The sequence below is a fragment of the Ruegeria sp. CDSC054 genome, from assembly GCF_059610645.1.
On sequence record NZ_JBXWOA010000002.1, the window covers coordinates 607906 to 622665 of the forward strand.

The 14760-nt window shown below is 53.7% G+C and carries 12 protein-coding genes, 1 tRNA gene and 6 pseudogenes; 4 read left to right on the forward strand and 15 right to left on the reverse strand.

All coding sequences use genetic code 11. The annotated features are described in order from the left end of the window. Positions 1 to 93: 93 nt before the first annotated feature. Positions 94 to 1026: pseudogene (locus tag AC2FGC_RS06965) on the forward strand (IS5 family transposase). Between the two features lie 15 nt (positions 1027 to 1041). On the opposite strand, the pseudogene AC2FGC_RS06970 reads toward AC2FGC_RS06965, so the two are convergent. Then, a pseudogene (locus AC2FGC_RS06970) lies at positions 1042 to 1257 on the reverse strand (transposase); the annotation flags it as partial. Between the two features lie 128 nt (positions 1258 to 1385). On the opposite strand from AC2FGC_RS06970, the pseudogene AC2FGC_RS06975 reads away from it, so the two are divergent. Beyond that, positions 1386 to 1526: pseudogene (locus AC2FGC_RS06975) on the forward strand (IS5/IS1182 family transposase); the annotation flags it as partial. Between the two features lie 86 nt (positions 1527 to 1612). After that, complete coding sequence (locus AC2FGC_RS06980) at positions 1613 to 2311, forward strand: HNH endonuclease (RefSeq protein ID WP_496725457.1); 699 nt, start codon at positions 1613 to 1615, stop codon at positions 2309 to 2311. A gap of 38 nt (positions 2312 to 2349) precedes the next feature. On the opposite strand, the pseudogene AC2FGC_RS06985 reads toward AC2FGC_RS06980, so the two are convergent. The 8 genes and pseudogenes from AC2FGC_RS06985 to AC2FGC_RS07020 all read right to left on the reverse strand — a co-directional run. After that, positions 2350 to 2448, reverse strand: a pseudogene (locus AC2FGC_RS06985) (IS5/IS1182 family transposase); the annotation flags it as partial. A gap of 27 nt (positions 2449 to 2475) precedes the next feature. Beyond that, positions 2476 to 2691 (reverse strand): annotated as a pseudogene (locus tag AC2FGC_RS06990) (metallophosphoesterase); the annotation flags it as partial. Between the two features lie 591 nt (positions 2692 to 3282). After that, positions 3283 to 3540, reverse strand: coding sequence for a PIN domain-containing protein (locus tag AC2FGC_RS06995; protein ID WP_496781800.1), 258 nt, complete (start codon positions 3538 to 3540; stop codon positions 3283 to 3285). 189 nt (positions 3541 to 3729) lie between these two features. Continuing rightward, the gene (locus tag AC2FGC_RS07000; protein WP_496725454.1) at positions 3730 to 4797 is read right to left on the reverse strand and encodes a hypothetical protein; all 1068 of its coding nucleotides are present in this window, start codon (positions 4795 to 4797) and stop codon (positions 3730 to 3732) included. Between the two features lie 279 nt (positions 4798 to 5076). Continuing rightward, positions 5077 to 6849 (reverse strand): hypothetical protein, encoded by a 1773-nt coding sequence (locus AC2FGC_RS07005; protein ID WP_496725453.1) that lies wholly within the window; start codon positions 6847 to 6849, stop codon positions 5077 to 5079. A 1049-nt stretch (positions 6850 to 7898) separates the two neighbouring features. Further along, on the reverse strand, positions 7899 to 8192 hold the full coding sequence (locus tag AC2FGC_RS07010; protein ID WP_496725452.1) for a hypothetical protein: 294 nt from the start codon (positions 8190 to 8192) through the stop codon (positions 7899 to 7901). Positions 8193 to 8202: 10 nt separating this feature from the next. Next, positions 8203 to 8685 carry a P-loop NTPase family protein gene (locus AC2FGC_RS07015; protein ID WP_496781802.1) on the reverse strand — a complete coding sequence of 161 codons (483 nt, stop codon included), beginning with the start codon at positions 8683 to 8685 and terminating at the stop codon, positions 8203 to 8205. Positions 8686 to 8808: 123 nt separating this feature from the next. After that, positions 8809 to 9867, reverse strand: coding sequence for a hypothetical protein (locus tag AC2FGC_RS07020; RefSeq protein WP_496781804.1), 1059 nt, complete (start codon positions 9865 to 9867; stop codon positions 8809 to 8811). A gap of 191 nt (positions 9868 to 10058) precedes the next feature. Between AC2FGC_RS07020 and AC2FGC_RS07025 the strand changes: the two genes are divergently transcribed. After that, positions 10059 to 10124 (forward strand) — tRNA-Leu (locus tag AC2FGC_RS07025). A 210-nt stretch (positions 10125 to 10334) separates the two neighbouring features. Here AC2FGC_RS07025 and AC2FGC_RS07030 read toward each other — a convergent pair. From AC2FGC_RS07030 to AC2FGC_RS07055, 6 genes and pseudogenes are all read right to left on the reverse strand, one after another. Beyond that, positions 10335 to 10468: pseudogene (locus AC2FGC_RS07030) on the reverse strand (IS5/IS1182 family transposase); the annotation flags it as partial. 153 nt (positions 10469 to 10621) lie between these two features. Next, entirely contained in the window at positions 10622 to 11317 is a 696-nt protein-coding gene (locus AC2FGC_RS07035; RefSeq protein WP_496725449.1) for an RraA family protein, read from the reverse strand. Further along, positions 11314 to 12009 carry an alpha/beta fold hydrolase gene (locus tag AC2FGC_RS07040; protein ID WP_496725448.1) on the reverse strand — a complete coding sequence of 232 codons (696 nt, stop codon included), beginning with the start codon at positions 12007 to 12009 and terminating at the stop codon, positions 11314 to 11316. The genes AC2FGC_RS07035 and AC2FGC_RS07040 overlap by 4 nt, the downstream gene beginning before the upstream one ends. After that, entirely contained in the window at positions 12006 to 13130 is a 1125-nt protein-coding gene (locus tag AC2FGC_RS07045; RefSeq protein WP_496781806.1) for a cobalamin-independent methionine synthase II family protein, read from the reverse strand. The genes AC2FGC_RS07040 and AC2FGC_RS07045 overlap by 4 nt, the downstream gene beginning before the upstream one ends. A 10-nt stretch (positions 13131 to 13140) precedes the next feature. After that, positions 13141 to 13743, reverse strand: coding sequence for a class I SAM-dependent DNA methyltransferase (locus AC2FGC_RS07050; protein ID WP_496725445.1), 603 nt, complete (start codon positions 13741 to 13743; stop codon positions 13141 to 13143). Further along, on the reverse strand, positions 13740 to 14705 hold the full coding sequence (locus AC2FGC_RS07055) for a cupin domain-containing protein (RefSeq protein WP_109312354.1): 966 nt from the start codon (positions 14703 to 14705) through the stop codon (positions 13740 to 13742). Before AC2FGC_RS07055 ends, AC2FGC_RS07050 begins: the two co-directional genes overlap by 4 nt. Between the last annotated feature and the right edge of the window lie 55 nt (positions 14706 to 14760).

Sequence of the window (14760 nt, forward strand, 5' to 3'; positions counted from 1 at the left end):
TGAATTTTATGGGCCTTGGCGGTGAACAACGGCTTTGTTGCACAAATGGCATGAGGGATTCACTGTTTGAATCCAGCATGATAGCTGGGGTGCATGAGTAGTTGGGCACGAACGAAGTATGAGACCAGGAACTGGTCATCCTACAACACCGCATTGAAGCAGCGCGGGTCGCTGTCCGTCTGGTTTGACCCGGATATGGACTGGAGGCCTCGGCCAAACGGCAAACGGGGTCGGCAGCAGCGTTTCAGCGATGCCGCGATCCAGACCTGTCTGACGATAAAGGTATTGTTTGGTTTGCCACTTCGACAAACGACCGGGTTCGTCGAAAGTTTGTTACGTCTGGCAGGACTGGATTGGGCGGTGCCGGACTTCAGCACTCTTTGCCGCCGCCAGAAGACACTGAACGTGAGCTTGCCATATCGTGGCGGCGGCGGACCATTGAACCTCCTTATCGACAGCACGGGCATCAAGGCGGAGGGCGAAGGCGAGTGGAATGCTCGCAAACATGGCGGCCCGAAACGCCGGATATGGCGTAAGATACATATTGGGGTCGACGAGGAAACGCTGGAAGTACGGGCGGTGGAAGTCACGACAAGTAATGTCGGCGATGCTCCCATGCTGCCCGAGTTACTGAACCAAATCCCACCAGATCAGGACATCAGCAACGTCACAGCTGATGGCGCCTATGACACCCGGAAGTGCCATGACGCAATTGCCGCCCGCGATGCCCATGCCGTCATACCACCTCGTAAGAACGCCAAACCTTGGAAGCCTACGAGCGCGGGAGCCACCGCTCAAAACGAAGCAGTGCGAGCGTCACAATACCTGGGCAAGGCGTTGTGGCGGCGGCTGACAGGATACCACCGCCGGAGCCGCGTTGAAAGTAAGATGCATTGTGTGAAACTGATGGGCTAGAGCCTCATGGCACGCGACTTTGACCGGCAGGTCGCAGAGATCCAAATCCGCATCGCCGTTCTCAACCGTTACACCGCTCTTGGCATACCTGTAACAGGGGCCGTAGCATAGGTCCGTATGGGGTAAGACGCCTTTCTCACTCCATTGTTTCCACCGGCTGTACAGCGTTTTACGCGGTCCGTATTCCTTGGGAGCGTCGCGCCAGCGCAACCCGTTGCGATTGATGAAGATAATCCCGCTCAGCACTCTCTTGTCATCGACCCGTGGCTTGCCGTGCGACTTCGGGAAGAAAGGGGAAAGATTGGCCATCTGCTCGTCGGTCAGCCAGTAAAGGTCGCTCATGTCACCACTCCATTTTAGAAGCCGTGAACCACGCAGCGCGTTGAAAATCAATGCGTCCTGACCCTAAGGCGATCTCTCCGGCACCGACCGCGATCCGGGACAGATCAGCAACGCACTATGCTGAAACCATGCGCAACCTGGTCGAAAGCCGCTTCAAAAAGCTGAAGAATGCTCTCAGTGCCACCATCCGGTACGATAAGACGGAGGAGAGCTCTCTCGGCGTTATCAACATCACGCAGATACGCCTCTGGTTGCACCATTTGTCAACGCGACCTAAATCGCCTAAGCGTTGCGTTGCGACCGCCTTGCGTCGAGTAATAGTTGAATTAGGCATGACCAATTGCATGGAGCTCAAATGGATCTCAAGGAAGCACGAAAGCTCATTAAACGCGAGCATATCGATGAAGCTATCCATTTAGTGCAGAAGAATAGCAGCGATGGCTTTGAATGGTTGTTCGAGCGCACCGGAAGGGAAGAGCCAGATCATAGATATATTGTGTTTGATGGAATTCGCTATCCGACGAAAGCCTTTGGATTTCTAGTTGCTCAAATAGCAGGAAACACGTCTAGAAAATCAAACGATATGAATGTAAATCAGGCGGCCGCTCCGCTTCGAAGACTAGGTGGTTTGGAAGTCCGACTGGAAAAAGCTTCAGAGGACACCGACGACGAGAAAAGACGTTTGGAAAGCTATCATAGCGCGCTGACCCGACCTGAACAAACTCAGTTCCGCGCCGCACTTCTCTGTGCATACAAAGCATGCGCGGTTAGCGGTACATCTGTGCAGCCCGCTTTGGAGGCGGCCCACGTAGTTGAGTTTGCCCGAAAGGGACGCAATACTCTCGCGAATGGCATCCTACTCCGCTCCGATCTACACAATCTATTCGACGCGGGGGAAATGGCTATCGAACCAAGCACAATGACAGCCCGTTTTTCCGAGCGAGCGCGTGCCGACTATGCGGATTTGCACAAAGAAAAAGTGGCGATTCCCGCCGGCGGGCCACCATCTTTGTTATTTTCAGAGAGGTGGAAAATGTTCCTGAAGACACATTAGGCTGAACACTGAATTACTTGGACGTCCTTCAGTCATGTTTACAAATGGCCGAGCCAGAGGCGGATCGATGTTATGTCGATGGAGCCCAGAAAACTTTCGGCGGTCTTGTCGTCGCGGGTGGCGACACGGCGAGCATTTCCTCTTACCGCCGTATGATAGTGGATGGTATTGAACTCGTGGTTCCCCATCACCGCATCAGCCTTGCTGCTGCCGACAAGGGATCTGACGGTGTCCAATACGCGGGCACTCTCGGGACCACGATCAACGAAGTCTCCGAGAAACATGATCCGCTGCTCCGGTGTTGGCCCCCGGCCACCCCGAAGGCATATGCTGCAACCCAAGATATGCGAGCAAACCATCCAGCTTGTCGGCATCACCATGAATGTCGGGAATAATATGATACATTTTTCCTCTTTGGGCGCTCCTGCTTTTCCTGGCAAGTGGCTGATGTGATCGCTCGATGCCGCCACCCCGCTACCAACGCTGGCACCATTTTCGAGCTGTATTAGGCCGATGGTTGAGGTTCGTGCTCGCGCTGCGCCCTATTGTGAGGACCCATCCTAATCCACCCAGTTGACACAACGATACCTTGGGAGGCCGCAGAATAGTCGTGCTGTACTGGGCTAGTGGCCAACAATCGAAGCGCCGTAGCTAACAGATTGACTGTTGACTATTACGTGCCCACGCCGTTGCAACTCCGTTACCAAAGTGTCCTGTTCAGCCTCATCCAGAGTCTTCATGAACAGGGCGTTGATCGTGCTTGCCAAGGTTTTGATTTTTCTTGGGCGCGAAGAACCGCGAGATCTCAGGCTGGCAACAATTGCATCGATTTTTTCGTCGGGTGATTTGGCGTTCGATATCCTGACAAAGGGGATTTCTGACAGGTCCTTGTGGCGGAGCGCGTAAATCCTGCGTTCACGCAAGTGAGCGATGAGCGGATCGAAGCCCTTGCCACGTGAGATGATATGGAATTAGGCGTTCTCGTCCCTGGCCGAGAGTTCACCAATGTAGAAGGCGATGTGGAAATCCAGCGCGTTAACGCCATTGCCCGAGATCTTCTGATAGGTGGCCTTTTCGCCCAGGTTTTGCAGCGCTCGCGCGAAGTCATAGGGAACATTTTTCTGGTTGGCGCCGACAAAGACGATCAATCTGAAGTCGTGACCATTGAGGGCTCCAAGGTTCACTGGCTGAAGATTCTCGAAATCGATCAAAATGTAGTTGTTTTTCAATTGGCGTTCTCCACTTGGCTTCTGGTAGAGCAGGATCTTTTCTCTACTTGCTGCATTCAGGTCCGAGTTTCGTTTTGACATGACGAAGGAATGGCAGGGCTGGTCAACTACCAGAAAAGCACAGTTTCATGGCAACAAGCGATGCACCAACCCCTGTCTGGCCATCGGCGTTGAACAATCTTCAACCAACTAGATACCCAGATTTCGAAATGCCGCCTCAACTTCAGGTTTGAGCTCCCAAGTAGCGTTTTGGTTGTCAAAGTTTGCGAGAATGCCGCTGTAGAAGCTTGCATCACGAATATTCGAAGCGTCCGCCGGCCACAAATCTGCTTCCCGCCGTTTACACATAGTACCAAAGTGCAAATGCCAGGTTTGTGCGTCCCAACCAAGAGCGCGGCTGAGCTCAGTTGATGTGGATCCGGGGCGGTCCATCAAAACACGGATTAGTCCAATTTCGGTTTCGCTAGGCGGTACGCAGGTGAACGCATGGATTACCCTTTCGGCCGGCTTCATTCCTGATAGTTTTTGATTCAAGGTTTCGCGCTCCTGCTCCTCCAGCTCATCCAACGCAGAGATCAGTTGCGTTGCCGCATTGCGTTGTTCATCGGCACCGTCAATCATGAGCTTCTCGGCATTTCGGCGCATGATTTGCCGCTGGGCAATACTTTTCTGGGGCAAACTATGGATGATCTTTTCTATGTCCATTTCGACCTCGTCTACTTTCTGTTCGAATTCCCGTGCCGCTGCCCAAGCCTTTTGTGAATAACAATGGCTGCGTAACTTCTCACGAGTTTCGAGAAGCGTAGCGCTAGCGCCGCTCCATTCCCCCCGTGAAATCGGCCCACGATTGAGTAGCGCCGTTCGAACGGCATCCCAAGGCACTGTACGCCGTATCAATGCGCTATGGCTCGCCATCGCGGCATTCGGATCTGCCAGTATGGATTTGACAAGAGCTTGCGCAGCAGTTCGCTCGATAGACGCAGACTGAACGACCAACCAAAACAGTGCCGGTGTACAAACTATCCGACGATATACGTTTTCAACGGCAACATTTACCTTGGGTGCTTTTACATAAGCTCCGGGCCCTTCGTAGTCTGCCAGCCAACCGATCCAATGTTCTTTCTGGTTGGCATACCACGCACGCCCGAATCCAGGTCCGACTTGCATTGCTTGCTCGACACGGCAAACCGCCACGTGCTCGGTAGGCAATAAACAAACCAAAATCGAAATCTCACGCATGGAAAGATCTTGGGACATGCCATCACCTAGCTAACTCAGCCCGTGTCTCACTTCGGAACTTGTTCATTTTGCGGCAGATTTTAGCCCAGCCCACGGCGGGGGGTGCTTTGACTTAAGGTAAGTTTACATGCAACTGTTTCGAGCGGACGCAGATTTCCATCGCGACCCGAGCAACCAACTTTCGAGAGCAAGGGAAATCAGAACACTCGCCCCGAATTGCCCGGATCAGAGATTTTGGCCACACACATTTGCTAACTCAAAAGAGATGGAGCTTACTTGGTGTGGCCATTCAAAATCCTAGTCCGAATTGACTTCAAACAAATACTCAGGGAAAGGATCTGGGCCATCTAAAGGATCAGATTCTGCCAAACGCTGATCGTAATACTCCTCTGCAACAGATTGCAGGCTTTGATCCTGTAGCAAATATCGAATTGTAGCGTTTGAACTGTTTTTTATGTCAGCCGCGCGCTCTGCATGCTGCGCGGTTCTTCTAAGAACCAGAGCCCCATGCCCATCGCCACGCTTGTAGATGCCTTCACTTTCCCCTTGAACAGCCACATCGAATGCGCCCAAGGGGTCGTTGGCCTCAAATTTCATTCGAAGTTGGTCATCGTAGATAGCTAACAATGCATCGTCGCGGTCTTTCTCAATATCAGCAATCCATGCCGTATGGAGTTCCCGCACGAGTTCCCGTTGTTCATGCCGGCTCATCACGGCGTCAAGATGTTCATGCAGAGTGTTTCTCCAACCGGTTATCCAATCGGGGTCAGAAAAATACCCGAAATATCGGCATGAATTCGCCGGTATTCCACGCTTTATATCCTCGACAAATTGCTCAACTTCATCGTGATAGACCGGCTTTGGTGCCAAGAGGCGGAAGAAGTTCAGCGAGTTCAGCCGAAGGGCGGTCCTATCAAAATGCCCCCAATGCGACTTGTTCATGAGTTCGTCGTAGGCAGAAAGTACAAGTGCATCCGTGTCCGCAGAAAACAGCGCCAATGCAGACAATTCTGCAATTTTGTCCAAGTCGGGTGTGAATTCTCCAGTTTTGGGATCGTATTTTTTAAGACGCCCTAACCGAGCCCGGACGCGTTCAAAAACCGGACTGCTATACGCATTGGGATCACATCTTTTTGCTGCCATGGATACGATAAAGAGCAACATCCTGTGGCGGAGTTCACGAAGCGTTCCATAGTCTCGCGACCATTTGATGGCCGATTGTTCATAAGTCTTGTTGTCTGGCAACAGCTTGTAAGCCCTGATACAGGTTTCAAATGCCTGATCCTCCAGACTCCTTGAAGCATCGGCTTCATCATAGGCCAATTCTTCGTAATGCCGTTCTGCTGCGCTAAGGACATCCGCATCTTCGCTCATAACCTTGTAGCGCGTCGCTTTTCGTGCGGCCTGCTTGGATTTCTCAAGTAGGAGCCGGCTCTTCTGAAACCAGCCACCTGGATGTTCGGAATGCACGTCCAAGACTTCCTGGATTAAAGGTTCAGCAATTTCCATCGCACCAGCCGCCAGGTAGTGCTCGGCCGCAAGACAAATGGCATCGGGGTTCCCTTCTTGGTACTCCTCGCTCCATCGAACCTTTTCGAGTGCCCGAACGATATGAAGTGGGGCCGCAGGTGCGCTTGTATTTGACGCCTGCCGGGTATGCGGCGATGACATCATTTGTTTCAGGCTCATCTCATGAAAAGCCTTACCGGATTGCAGCGCTTGCCTTAGTTTGGGGAACTGAGACTTGGCGTGTTGATACGCGTTGGCCAGAAATGTGATTTCTGCCTCCCGCGCTTTCAATTTCCCTTCAACTACCGACGTGTTTCCGGAGGCAACGTCTTTAACGCCCGTATTATTGAAGCCAAAGGCAATTTTAAGGATCGCGATGTTTTCAAAAACATTCATCGGTACACGGTTCGGAAAAAGGTCCTTGTTCTTGTCTACTGGACTTCTGACCGATTCAATGAATGACTTTCTTGTCGCGTCGTCCTCAGGCCAAAGACCGACATTTGTCAGCGATTGAATGACGCGGGCACGAATCGAGCTGGCAGTTGGATTGTCATTTTTCATGTTCATTTCTCATCACTGCTGCACTTACCGGCGTTCTGCACAGAAGGGGATGCATATTGAACCCTTTCCGAACAGGCCAGGCGAATATCTCGCCGAAAGTTCTGGTAAGATCGAAAGTCACTTGGAGTTGTCGACACGGTTACCCTCCGCCCATTGGGGGCAGTCAGTACACCATGCTTCTTTCCTCTTCTGTAACGCCATCCCAATCGCCGAAGATCTCTGGCGAGGGCGTTGATCATCTTGTCTTTGCTGTAGAGTGTCATCAGTTTGGGCTTCTTTTCGGGTGAACAAGCGGGCCTATTAAAGGCCCGCCCAGTACTGTCACGGTTTCATAGTCTTGATGGGTTTGCTGGATGCGCGCTGAGCGCGAGCAGCAAAACTCTTGGCTGGCACTGTCCCGTCGCGCGACTTGGCTGTTGCCGACTGAATTCTCGCGGCGGCTGCGCTCGTCATTTTGGCTTTTGCTGGGACTTGTTTCGAGGTTCTATTCATTGTGAGATCCAGAAGTTTGTTGTTGCGTTCCGGCGGGCCGACTTGGATGTCGGATTAGACCACCGGAATCCTTTCTGGTTGTGTGACTCTCACATCAAAGCATTTTTTGTCTTTTTCTTGAACGCTTCCGTACTGGGTTTTAGCGCGCCTGGATGGAGCACCGAATTTTCGCACATCTTGCGGCCGATGACCGTTAGCAGTCACTCCCACGGCCGAACTCGGTTCAAGACAAACACTCCTCCGCGCTCAAGAGCCACCTCGGCAGGCGACCGATCCCCAAGCATCCTGTTCGCGGTGAACATCAACAGATCAGCGAAATCAGCTGCGGTACAAGAATGTGAGATCCGACTCGCGCCTTCAAATAGACGGGCATCCGAATAGTCATTCCTGCTCAGATGCCCGAGGATTTTGCTGTAGATGACCTTCTGCTCTGGTGTCATTCTGATTGCTTTACCGTGAAGTGAGTTTGTTCGTCGGCTTGGCAGAGAAAATTGGCCTCCAAGAGAAATCAAGACAAGGCTGTTTCCTCCGGCGCGGGAATGCGCCAGAGGATCATTTCACAGTTCGAACTCTTTTCCATACGCTTTCAAGAACGCAATCAAGGACAGTTCCAGAGCCCGGACGACCGTAAGCTCCTTGGCCTCGCGCAGGTCATCCCAAGCCGCATAGAGCTCCGGGTTCACATCTGCTGTGAACGTTTTTGTCCTGAGCGCAGCCCTCCGCCGGCTGGGACTCATCTGTGCCAGCTTTAGCTGCGACGGCGACACCGGTGTTTTACGCTCAAACTGCATGTCCGGAGTTGCATCTTCCAGAATGCTACCTACAGCCGGAATTTTTGCTTCATTTGTCATTTGCGTCCCCTCATGCCGCTTCGTGATTTTTGGTGAACGCTGTCAGAAGCAATTCATTCGTCAAAGCCGATGCGTTGGCTTGTGCGGTCTTCGGAGATGACCCTTGAAACTCGCGGGGCAGATTGAGGTAGTCCCCTCCCAAGCTCATCATTGCCTGGAAAATTGGTCGTGCCGCCAGCTGTGTTTTCAGGATCGGCGCGCCAGCTTCCTCAAGAATTGTTTTGACGGCCCCAGTAATTCTGAACTCAACCGCGCCTGGCTCCGTTTGATTGAGCAGAACGCTTGCGGGAATATTGCGCCGGAGGACTTGGCTTTTCTGACGCACTTGCTTGAGAACCTGCACCGCACCCAGCGCGTCCATCCGGCATGCGCGGCAAGGAACAACCACGAAATCTGATACCAACACGGCGTCGATCAGGCTCGCATCGTTTGAACCCTCGACGTCAACCAGCACAAAGCTTGCCTTCAGCTCGGTTGCTCCCGCATTGGTCAAGGAGCCATTCTATCCGGCACCGGTGCTTTCTAGGGAAGATGCCATTTCGAGGCACGCCAGGGTCTTGGAAAACTGGGGAATACAAGCTTTGGCTTTCCATGGAAAAGCTTGGAAAGGCTGGGATCACCCACGTAACGAGACGGCGCCCCGTGCTTTGGTCGCCGGTGCCCAAGCTTTGTTCGGAACAGGTAGTACAAAGCGCTTCTTACCTTTGACCTGGTTGTCATCCCAAGATGCCAGTAGCCAATCGCGCCCGCTCCCATCTGGTTCAGGTTCCCTTAGCAAGTCATCTTTTGACAAAGACAGTGCCGCGCCCGACCTTTGACAAGTTAGAACCACCCACCAAAGACCACCTAGTGTGAGCGAGTCGACACCTTTGGCACGGATACTTCGACCAGGAAGAGGTTTGTCCAAATACTCCTCCGCCAAAACCAAGGTTCTCACAATATCCCTGATGTATGGGCTTCTCACCTTTGGCTTTACAATTGCTGGCGTCGACAGCAGGCGCCACCAAAGGTTTTGCCCTGAGAGGCCACTGGCTCCTGAATGATGTTTGGCGCACCAATTCAGCACTGATCTTGTATACGCAATAACCTTGTTGGACGTAGAAAGGCCATTGTTTTTTCTCACGACATCACGGACGGATTCGACATCACCTTGCTCCAATTCTGTTACCGGCATCCTGATAAACTTGCCCCACGCATCCAACGAAAAGATGTACTCCATGTCTTTCCTGGTCGTCGCAGCAATAGGCCTTTTGGCATGCGATGAGCTTTTTTCGTCAATAGCGACTTCGTAGCACTCAGCCAAAGTCCAGCTTTTCTTCGGTTCGACTAAACGCTCAAGAGCGTCCGAATGACTAAAGTTCTGGTGTCTAAACTTTACGTATTTGTCTACCTGCTCCGGCTGAGCTTTCATTACGGATCGAACGTCCGCTGCCAGTTGCCTTGCGTCCCGAATGCTTCTCAAAGACATATCCGAAGGATCTGGATAAAGCTGTCCGATTGTCTTTGTTTTTTGTTGGAACTTAACCAACCAGACGGCGCGCTTCCCTCGAACCCGCAGGTGCAATCCTCGTCCGCCAGCGTCTTTGAACGTATGGAGTTGGGTGGCGCCCTCCTCAGCCATTCTCACAGCATCCGCCACAATTCGCCTATCAATTTCGCATACTTCTGTCGGCATGTTGTTCGCCTCAAATTCTGTACCATTTCTGTACCATCCTCAAAAATGTTGACGTGGTCCCAGACGGTCGTTGGTTTCTGTGGTGAACATCACAGAAAAACGGAGTGCCGTTGTTAAAAACTCTTTAAAGAGCAGCATGATAGCTGCGCACACCCCATATTTCCAAGCACTTAACAGGCATACCTGAAAGCAGCAGAAAACAGGCATGAAGCGGAATCATAATCCGCGTGTCGGGGGTTCAAGTCCCTCCTCCGCTATCAAATCCCCCAAATAACCATCTGAATAAAAAAATATTTTTTTGATAGCCGATGCTAGCTAGCATCATTGTTCCATACTTTGTGCGGAAATTCCCTTCCAAACTCCGGAAAAAATTTGGCACTATGTGTAGCGCGGCGGCAGCTTTCAGACAATTTGGTGGGATTTTCCAGGCAAACTATAACTGACGTGTCCATAACGAAATAGCCGAGCGGTCGGTAGGCTTCCGAGGCGTCTCGCCAGCGCAACCCATTGCGTCTGACGAAGATAATCCCGCTCAACACCCGCTTGTCATATAACCGAGGCTTGCCGTGCGGCTTTGGGAAAAAGGCGGGAGCTTGGCCATCTGCTCGTCGGTCAGTCAATAAAGGTAGCTCATGTTACCGCTCAGTTTTCCGAACCGTGAATCATCCAGCGCAGCAAAAATCAATGCATCCTGACCCTAGGTGTAAATCATCGGATCCACCCCATCGGCATTCATAATCTCAGTCTCATACAATCAGACCCTGGCTTTTTCGAAAGCCGCCCAAGCGGTCTCAAAAGCATCAAAATCAAACTCCGGTTGGCGGGCTGCATCCAAGACGATGCGTTCTGTCACCAATAGTTTTTGGATTGCGGCTTCTAGCTGATCAACGACATCACCGGGTACGACCAACGCGCCATGACGGTCGGCGTGCACCAATTCGCCAGGATTAACCGTCAGGCCAAAAACGGAAACCGGTGTATCGATCTCGCGGACGTGGACGAAACCGTGGCTTGGCCCGACGGAACCTGCCACGACCGGGAACCCCTTGGGTAAGTCGCCCAGATCCCTCATGACGCCATTGGTTACGACTCCGGACATACCAAAACCCTTGTGGACGGATGTATTGATTTCACCCCAATAGGCTCCGATGCAATCCGGAAAATCCATATCCTCGATCACAGCGACGCACGGGTTGGGGGCTTCGGCCATGTATTTGTAATAAGCCATGCGCCGGGCCTTGATGACTTCAGGCGGCTCAGTCGGCGGATTGACCGCCGCGATCTTGGCCGTACGGGCATAGCCGACGATCGCGGGCTCTTCGGGCGCTGAACACAGCATGGTACCGCGCGTAAAATCGTCGAACCCGCGCTTGCCCTGTGCCACTTCGATGGCATTGCAGACCGTGGGGGTGTCGACCTTGCGAAGCAGGGACAAAAGGGATGGCGTCATGTGTCCTCCAACCAGCGGATCAAGGCCGCTGTGGTTTTTTGGGGTTGTTCCAATGTCGGCAGATGCCCGGCGCCTTCGATGATCTCCAGCGCGCTGTCTGGCAATAGATCGTGCATCAACTGGTGGCGTTCAATGGGGCACAGCCGATCTTCTTGCCCACACAGGACCAAAGCCTTTCCCGTGTAAGCTGTCAGCGTCGCGCTTTGGTCCGGGCGATCCATCAGCGCCTGCGATTGGCGCAAGAACACGTCAGGGCCCAAGTCGGTGGCCATTGCCATGCACAGATCCAGGATAGCCCCCCGGTTAGGCCCGTCGGACAGGTAACTGGGCTTCATCTCGTCCCGCATTACCGACCTCAGATTGCCGTCGCGAACGGCTGCAATCTGGGGCGCGCGGCGGGCTTTGACCTCTGGCTTTTCGGCCAGTGGATTTGTGTCGAGCAATGCCAGGCGCGAAACACGTTCCGGGGCCTGACGCAATACTTCCATTGCCACGATACCGCCCATCGACAAGCCAGCCAGCGCGAATTCAGCCGGCGCATTTTTCAGAATATCATCTGCCATGGCTTGCACGCTGTCGTGTCGCGACAAAGGGAATGTCATCACCGGCATCTTGCCTGACAGTGCGTCGATTTGCGGGCCGAAAAGGCGGGCGTCACACATCATGCCCGGCAAGAAAATCACGGGTATCATGCCGAGGCCAGCTTGGCCCCCTCAGATAGCGCGGCCAACTTGGCGTAGGCGATCTGAGGGTCAACCGCGCCGAAGCCCGCAAAGGTGCCAAAGCCGCAATCGCTGCCTGCTATCACCCGGTCCGCGCCGACGATTCCCGTAAAACGTTCGATCCGTTGGGCCACAAGCTCGGGATGCTCGACGAAATTGGTGGTGGTGTCGACCACCCCGGGGACCAGAACCTTGTCATCTGGTATCTCAGATTTTCGGTCACGGAACACGGTCCACTCGTGGGCGTGACGCGGGTTCGAGGTCTCAAAGAGGGCATAGCGCGATTTGGTCGCCATCAGGGTGTTGAACACCTTGTCCATCGCAATGTCGCAGCAATGCGGACCCTCATAGTTGCCCCAGCAGATATGCACCCGCACGCGATCCTGCGGGACGTTCTGAAGCGCGTGGTTCAGCGCCTCGACATGCATATCGGCAATTTTGACGAACGCGTCGTCCGAAAGGTCAGTGAACAGCATATGGCGCGATAAGGCCAGATCGGGACAATCCAGTTGCAGATCCAGACCAGCGGCCACGATGGTCTCGTATTCCTCTTTCATGGCATCGGCCAGCGCCGCCAGATATGCCTCACGCGTGGTGTAGAAATCGTTCTGCAAAAACAGCGAGATCACGCCCGGGGACGCGGCATTCATGAAACCGCGCTCGACCCCATGCTGCGCCATAGCCGCCTTGAGGTTGGCGATGTCCTTCTCTAACTCACCCTGCCCTTTTGATCGCACCTCGCCGGTGCACATTGGTCGGGCGTATTGCGGCGTGCCGCCGTCATTGGCCAGCCGCTGCAGAAAGCCGGGGAACATCTTCAAATCAGCAGGCGCATTTCGAGGGCTGTCACCGGAAAACCCGGTGTAGCGGTCCTTGACATAGGTCGCGTAAGAAATCTTCGAAGTCTCACCGTCGCTGACTATATCAACGCCGGCTTCGACCTGTTTGCGCACCGTTTCAGAGACTGCGGCGGTCATGCACGCGTCAAACGCGGCTGCTTCATAAGGTTCGCCGTTTTCCCTGACAAAGATAAGATCCACGACGTCCTGTGTTCGGGGCAAAGACCCAACATGTGTGGTTTTTACGGCCATAAAGACCTCCTTACAGTTTTCGTGCCATCAGCACAGTATGGCTTTGGGTTTCGGGGTCTTCGGCCAAAAAACCGGTCAATTGCAGCCCGTTCTCTTCAAGGCACGCTGCATAGCCGGCCGGGGACAACGAGGCGTGGTAGACAAGCTCTGATCCCACCGTACCGCTGACTTCCCCGGCGCGTGGACCTACGGTCAGCATCAGCATTCCACCGTTATGTAAATGGCGTGCCATGCGGGTGATGCAGCCCGTCTGCTCATCTGCCGTCAGGTGAAAAAAGCTGTTCCAGGCGATGATCCCATCGAATTGCTGATCCAGCTCAAAATCCCGCATGTCAGCTTTCCGCCAATCCCCGTCCGGCCAGCGTTCTTTGGCGATGTTCAGCATGGCTGCGGAAAAATCGACACCCGTGACGTCGAACCCTTCGGCCATAAACCAGCGCGCAATGGGATCGCCTGTGCCACAGCCCAGATCCAGTACGTGGTCACCCGGTTTGAGGCTGGCCGTGAAGCGCGCCAACCAGCGCGCCTCGAAAAGGGCTTTTGAGCGGCGCTTGTCATACTCTGTGGCTTGCCGTTCATATATGGCTTGGGTGTCGTTCGGGTCTGCGCTCATCCTGTCCAGGTCGCTCCTGCCGGTTCATCGGTTGCAGTGATCCGGTACAGGCCCGCCTGCCCGGTCATTGATGGCTGAACGCTATAGGATTCACCGGGCAAAACCAGAGCCGTGTCACCTGTCGAAATTGTGGTTTCGTGCTCGTCGATCGAGATATGCCAGTGACCGCTGGCTGGCATCAGAACCACAGGTTTATCCGCCGCAATCGGTTCGGTCACAGAGGACCCCCGGCCAAGGAAGTCTACCGCAAACCCCGGCTTATCCTTGATCAACCCGCTCTCACCAATCACCTGCGCAGGCTTATTGGCCGACAACGCCATCAGATCCCAATACCGTGCAACATATTTGCCGACGACATCCTCAACCGGAACCTCAGGGTAGCCCTTCAACTGCTCTTCGGTCAGCAAGGGCATTGGGTGCACATTATGAGGCAGCTCCTGACCTTTCTTGGTGTCGTACAGAACGCCATTGTCGCCCAGCATCAGACCATGCGCCTGCGCATCTTCGATGACCTGAGGAGCCCAAGTGACGCCTCCGCCCGCGTCGTCACCGCCCAGGATTGCCATGATCATACCGTAGTCCTGGCCAACGTTTTCGAAACCACGGAAGATGCCGGTCGGGATGTTGAAAATATCGCCCTCCTCGGCGATGAACTCACCAGCGGTGCCATAACGGCCCCAGAAAAAGCGCCAGCGTCCTTTGGCAACAAAGAAAACCTCGGCCGTTGTGTGGCTGTGCAATGAGTTCCGGCATTTCGGCGGCTGACCTGCGGCACCGATGTTGAAGCCGATCTTGTCGGTGATGTGCACATGCTGATCTGGCGATTCCGAGACGCCACCGCCGATGATCGTGAAATTCTCTTTCTGATCGCTGCCCGGCGTATGGGCATCGATAAATGCGGTTTTACAGGGTTGGAGCTCGCCGTAGCGGACAATGCGGGAAGTGATGGCTGATTTGGTCATGACGTATGATCCGATTTTTTGTTTTCTGGAATGCAAGCTCGTGTGCTCTGGCGGC

Coding starts and splice junctions, on each gene's coding strand:
- AC2FGC_RS07035 (WP_496725449.1), bottom strand. CDS start 11,317: ATGACGCCATCCCTTTTGTCCCTGCTTCGCAAGGTCGACACCCCCACG.
- AC2FGC_RS07045 (WP_496781806.1), bottom strand. CDS start 13,130: ATGGCCGTAAAAACCACACATGTTGGGTCTTTGCCCCGAACACAGGAC.
- AC2FGC_RS07040 (WP_496725448.1), bottom strand. CDS start 12,009: ATGATACCCGTGATTTTCTTGCCGGGCATGATGTGTGACGCCCGCCTT.
- AC2FGC_RS07055 (WP_109312354.1), bottom strand. CDS start 14,705: ATGACCAAATCAGCCATCACTTCCCGCATTGTCCGCTACGGCGAGCTC.
- AC2FGC_RS07000 (WP_496725454.1), bottom strand. CDS start 4,797: ATGTCCCAAGATCTTTCCATGCGTGAGATTTCGATTTTGGTTTGTTTA.
- AC2FGC_RS07050 (WP_496725445.1), bottom strand. CDS start 13,743: ATGAGCGCAGACCCGAACGACACCCAAGCCATATATGAACGGCAAGCC.
- AC2FGC_RS07010 (WP_496725452.1), bottom strand. CDS start 8,192: ATGACAAATGAAGCAAAAATTCCGGCTGTAGGTAGCATTCTGGAAGAT.
- AC2FGC_RS06980 (WP_496725457.1), top strand. CDS start 1,613: ATGGATCTCAAGGAAGCACGAAAGCTCATTAAACGCGAGCATATCGAT.
- AC2FGC_RS07005 (WP_496725453.1), bottom strand. CDS start 6,849: ATGAAAAATGACAATCCAACTGCCAGCTCGATTCGTGCCCGCGTCATT.
- AC2FGC_RS07020 (WP_496781804.1), bottom strand. CDS start 9,867: ATGCCGACAGAAGTATGCGAAATTGATAGGCGAATTGTGGCGGATGCT.